This window comes from Tardiphaga sp., assembly GCF_044340795.1.
GTDB lineage: Bacteria > Pseudomonadota > Alphaproteobacteria > Rhizobiales > Xanthobacteraceae > Tardiphaga.
This window is the reverse complement of the sequence record NZ_JBIISY010000338.1, coordinates 1-5085: the sequence shown is the minus strand read 5'-3', so window position 1 is coordinate 5085 and position 5085 is coordinate 1. Positions and strand designations below refer to the sequence as shown.

The window sequence follows — 5085 nt, the reverse complement described above, 5'->3', positions numbered from 1 at the left end:
CGCTTCGGCGTGGTAGCTCGGCAACCAGCCCATGGTCCATGGAAAGCCCTTCGGATCGTTCCAGCGCGTGGCGCCGGTGGCGAGGAAGAGCTGCGGCGTCTTCTTGGCGTTGAGATACTTTTGAATTGCCGCATTCGCAGCGGTGCCGACATTGCCGACGATCGCCATCACCTCGTCGCTCTCGACCAGCTTTCGCGTTTGCTCCACCGTCTTCGGCGGCGAGTAGCCGTCGTCATAGCTGATGAAATTGATCTTGCGGCCGTTGATGCCGCCCTGATCATTGATCAGCTTGAAATAGGCTGCATAGGACTTGCCGAGAATGCCGTAGGCTGAAGCCGGGCCGCTATAGGGCACAGTGTTGCCGAGCTTGATTTCGGTGTCGCTGGCGCCCGGGCCGTATTTCTTCTGCGCCAGTGCGGGGCTGGCCGCCAGGAGGCTTGCTGCCGCGAGCACGGCCAATGACGTCGTCGAGATACGCATTTTCTGTCCTTCTTTTGCGTTTCCTGTGGGTGCGGACCTTGCCGCGTGAAGTCCGGGCCCTCCCGTTGATCGGGATTGTTGGCGGGCCGTCATATTTTCAGAGCATGGTCCGATCCGAAAACCGGTATCCACTTTTCGGGATCATGCTCTAGGTGCCTGTATCTGGTATCCCCGCATCCTGCGCCTCGGCGGCGGCTTCGTTCAGCGCCTGAATGTCGGCGGCCGCCGTGTGCACGTGGTCATGCACGAGCTTCACGACCAAGGCCTCGTCGCGTGCTTCGATGGCCGCGAAGAACGCGCGATGATCATCGAGCGAACGCTGGCGCAACTCGGCCGATGCAAAATAGCGGCGACGCCCGCGCGTGCTCATCAGCATCAAGGGCGTGATGGTGCGGACGAGAATGCGATTCTGGCTCGCGGCGGCCACGGCGAGATGGAATTCGACATCCTCGTCGGCCATGTTGCGGTCATTGGCGGCGAGCACGGCATAGGTGTCGAGCAATCCGCTCAGCTTGGCGAGATCGGCATCGGTGCGACGCTGGCAGGCCAGCCGGAACGCCTGCTCCTCGCAGATGATGCGCGCCTCGATGGCATCGCGCGTGAGCTGCGCATCGAAAGCCATGCCGAGATCGGCCTGCAGCACCAGCGCATCGAGCCCGCCATCATCCGGCGTGGTGCGCAGGAAGATGCCCGACTTCGCCTTGCGCTCGGTGATGCGCATGGCGTCCAGCACCGCCAGCGCCTCGCGCACGGAGCTGCGGGTGACGCCGAAGCGATCCGACAGATTGCGCTCGGACGGCAGCCGGTCGCCCTTGGCGAGCCGGTGATGCCGGACATATTCCAGCGTTTTGCGGACGGTATCGGAGGTTTCGGAGGTCAGGGTTGTGGTCATACCAAGGAGCTTACCAATCTGGCCCTACCAGATCAACCCGCTGTATGTGCGGCTTAGGAGCGCGGTTTGGCGGACAGTCCGAGCTGCCCGGCAATGATCCGGTCCGCCCAGCGCCTTGGCAGCAGACCGGCGATAAAAGTCTGGACCGGCTCTGGCGACGCGATCACGCGGGCGCCGGGCTTGGCGTCCGTCACGGCGCGATGAACAAGCGCTGCGATCCGCTCCGGCGGCAAGCCTTTGGATGACATCTGCGCGAGCATACCGCGTAGCCTGGTCAGCGCCGGCAGATATGGAGAATTCGCGAAACGCTTGATGTCGAGCGCTTCCGCCTTGTCCCAGATCGGCGTGCGCACGGGGCCTGGCGCGATGGTGATGACGTCGATGCCGAACAGCATCAGTTCGCGGCGCAGGCTTTCGCTCAGGCCTTCGAGCGCGAATTTCGAGGTGCTGTAGGGCGACAGCAAGGGATTGCCGAACTGGCCGGAGACCGAGCTCATCATCACGATGCGGCCGGGCGTGCCCTTCAGCGACGTGTCAGTCCCGAGCAGCGGCAGGAAGGCTTTTGTAGCGATCACCGGGCCGAGCACGTTGATATCAATCTGGGTACGGAATTCGCTGACATCGAGATCGAGCAGCGCGCCGGGCACGACCACGCCGGCATTGTTGACGAGGCCGGCGAGCATTTCGCCATTGAGTGCCGCGCGGACCTGATCGGCAGCCCCCCTCACCGCGGCTTCATCCGTCACATCGAACAGCAATGGCGTGAAGTGCGCGCCGAATTTGGCTTGCAAGCGCTCGGCATCGGCTGGCTCGCGAACGCTGCCGAAGACGCGAAAACCACTGGCGAGCAAATGTCCGGCCGTCGCGTGACCGATGCCGGTGGAAACGCCGGTAATGACGACGGAGCGCATGAGATCACCTCGGAGATCGATCCTCGTTATCAAACAAAAAACGGGACCGCGCTGCCGCGGTCCCGTTGGAAGCTACGTGCGATCTAGCGCTTAGTTCTTGCTCTTGTCGACCAGTGCCTTTTCCTTGATCCACGGCATCATGTCGCGGAGCTTGCCACCCACTTCCTCGATCGGATGTGCGGCGGCGCGGGCGCGGGTCGCCTTGAACGAGGCTTGGTTGACCTTGTTCTCCAGCATCCAGTCGCGGGCGAACTTGCCCGACTGAATGTCGGTCAGCACGCGCTTCATCTCGGCCTTGGTTTCCGAGGTGACGATGCGCGGGCCGGTGACGTATTCGCCATACTCGGCCGTGTTCGAGATCGAGTAGTTCATGTTGGCGATGCCGCCTTCATAGATCAGGTCGACGATCAGCTTCAATTCGTGCAGGCATTCGAAGTAGGCCATTTCCGGCGCGTAGCCGGCTTCCACCAGCGTCTCGAAACCGGCGCGGATCAGCTCGACGGTGCCGCCGCAGAGGACGACCTGCTCGCCGAACAGATCGGTTTCGCACTCTTCCTTGAACGAGGTCTCGATGATGCCGGCGCGGCCACCACCGACGGCCGAGGCGTAGCTCAGGCCGAGGTCATGGGCGTTGCCCGAGACGTCCTTGTGGATCGCGATCAGGCAGGGCACGCCGCCGCCGCGCTGATATTCCGAACGCACGGTGTGGCCCGGGCCCTTCGGCGCGATCATCAGCACGTCGAGGTCTTCGCGCGGATCGAGCAGGTTGAAGTGGACGTTGAGGCCGTGGGCGAAGACGAGCGCTGCGCCGTTCTTCATGTTGTCGTGCAGGTGCTCGCGATAGATGTCGCCCTGCAGTTCGTCCGGGGTCAGCACCATGACCAGGTCGGCCCACTTGGCGGCTTCGGCGACTTCCATCACCTTGAAGCCGGCGGCTTCCGCCTTCTTGGCCGAGGCCGAGCCCTTGCGGAGCGCGATCACGACTTCCTTGACGCCGGAATCCTTCAGGTTCAGCGCGTGGGCGTGGCCCTGGCTGCCATAGCCGACGATGACGACCTTCTTGCCCTTGATCAGGTTCAGGTCGGCGTCGCGATCGTAATAAACACGCATGGGTCGTTCCTCTGTTCGGCAACTTTATTTCAAGCGCCTGGTCGAAAGGTCACTGCCGGCTGGCCAATGACCGTGAATTGCCGCCGGTTTCTAGGGCGACGGATGCCGCGAGACAAGCCCGCGACGGTGATTTTGCTGGCGAATTCGTACTCATATCTCGGCCAGCACGGGATAGAGCGAAGCGAGCAATAATATTGCCATGGTGACGTTGAAAATGCGCACGGCCTGCGGGGATTTGACCAGCGGTTGCAAGGCGGTGCCGCACAGAACCCAGGTCACCGACGACATCGCGCCGATCAGCAGCGACACCGCCACCTGCAGGGCGACATTCCACGGATAGGCAGAGATCGCCGCATAGGCGGTGATGATGCTGATGGCCATCACCCAGCCCTTGGCATTGACCCACTGAAACAGCGCCGCGCCGATGAAGCTCATGGGCCGCCTCCGCTCGGCCTCTCCCGGCTCCGGCGGGCCGGAGCGCGCAATGGCGTAAGCGAGATAGACCAGATAAGCGGCACCGGCATATTTCAGCGCTGTCTGCAGCCAAGGCAGCGAGGCGAAGACGGCGCCGAGACCGAGGCCGGTGACGCCGATCATGAAAGCATAGCCGCAGGTGACCCCGGCCACGTGGGGCAACGTGCGGCGGAAGCCGAAATTCAGGCCCGAGGTAAGCAGCATGATGTTGTTCGGCCCGGGGGTGAAGAACATCACCACGGCGAACACCAGAAACGCCCAGAGCAGATGTGGCGACAACTCCATCACGCCACCTCGCGCATCGGTGGTGGACGGCGCGACAGTAGCATCACGGCAATGCCGAGCACGACCACGATCATGCCGCTCAGGCGCAGCGGACCGAACGTCTCGCCGAAAGTCAGGCTGGAGGCAGCCGCGCCGATGAAGGGCACCAGCAGCGCAAAGGGCACCACCTGGGCGGCGGAGTAATCGCGCAGCAGCCTTCCCCAGATCCAGTAGCCGAGCGAGGTGCCGACGAGCGCCAGGAACAGCACGCAGGCGATGGCCTTCAGCGAGACATGGGTCAGCGAATGCCAGGTGGCAACGGCGCCATCCACGGTGAACAGCACGACCAGCAGCGGCGCGAGTGCAACAAGGCTGATCCATGAAAACAGATCGAGCATCGGCACGCCCTGCGCACGACGCAGCAGCAGGTTCGAGAAGGCGAAGCTGATCGGCGCCGTCATCAGCACGACGAAGGGAAACACGCTGAAGTCATAGCCGACGGTGAAGCAGATCATCATGAGTCCGGCCATGGCGACGACGATGCCAAGCACCTGCTGCCGTGTCGGCAACTCCTTCAGCAGCAGCGCCGCCAGCGCCACCGTGAACAGTGCCTGGCTCTGCACGATCACCGAGGTCAGCCCCGCCGGCACGCCATGGGCCATGCCATAGGTCTGCGCCAGAAACTGCGCCACCAGCAACCAGCTGGTGGCGACGACGACCTGCCAAGGCAATTTCGGCATCGGCAAAAACAGGCACGGCAGCGCCGTGATGCCGAAGCGCAGCGTGGTGAGCAGCGTCGACGACATCTCGTCGACCGCCATTCGGGTCAGCACGAAGCCGACGCCCCAGATCACAGCGACGGCGACCGCCAGGAAGATGTCGAAGGGTTTCATGACGACAATGCGCGGAAGTTACATCCCCTCCGCGCCGCGGGTGATGGCGGCGACGCCGGTA

The 5085-nt window shown here is 63.2% G+C and carries 6 protein-coding genes; all 6 read right to left on the bottom strand.

The genetic code is table 11. The features are described from left to right. On the bottom strand, positions 1–480 hold a 480-nt coding region (locus tag ACIQ17_RS30650; protein ID WP_398473248.1), incomplete at its 3' end, for an ABC transporter substrate-binding protein. A 148-nt stretch (positions 481–628) separates the two neighbouring features. After that, positions 629–1372 (bottom strand): FadR/GntR family transcriptional regulator, encoded by a 744-nt coding sequence (locus ACIQ17_RS30645; RefSeq protein WP_398473247.1) that lies wholly within the window; start codon positions 1370–1372, stop codon positions 629–631. 53 nt (positions 1373–1425) lie between these two features. Then, positions 1426–2283, bottom strand: a complete 858-nt coding sequence (locus ACIQ17_RS30640; RefSeq protein WP_398473246.1) for an SDR family oxidoreductase — start codon at positions 2281–2283, stop codon at positions 1426–1428. 90 nt (positions 2284–2373) lie between these two features. Continuing rightward, positions 2374–3393, bottom strand: a complete 1020-nt coding sequence (gene ilvC / locus ACIQ17_RS30635) for a ketol-acid reductoisomerase (protein ID WP_398473245.1) — start codon at positions 3391–3393, stop codon at positions 2374–2376. A gap of 150 nt (positions 3394–3543) precedes the next feature. Then, positions 3544–4152, bottom strand: coding sequence for a LysE family translocator (locus ACIQ17_RS30630; protein ID WP_398473244.1), 609 nt, complete (start codon positions 4150–4152; stop codon positions 3544–3546). After that, positions 4152–5024, bottom strand: a complete 873-nt coding sequence (locus tag ACIQ17_RS30625; RefSeq protein ID WP_398473243.1) for an EamA family transporter — start codon at positions 5022–5024, stop codon at positions 4152–4154. Before ACIQ17_RS30625 ends, ACIQ17_RS30630 begins: the two co-directional genes overlap by 1 nt. Between the last annotated feature and the right edge of the window lie 61 nt (positions 5025–5085).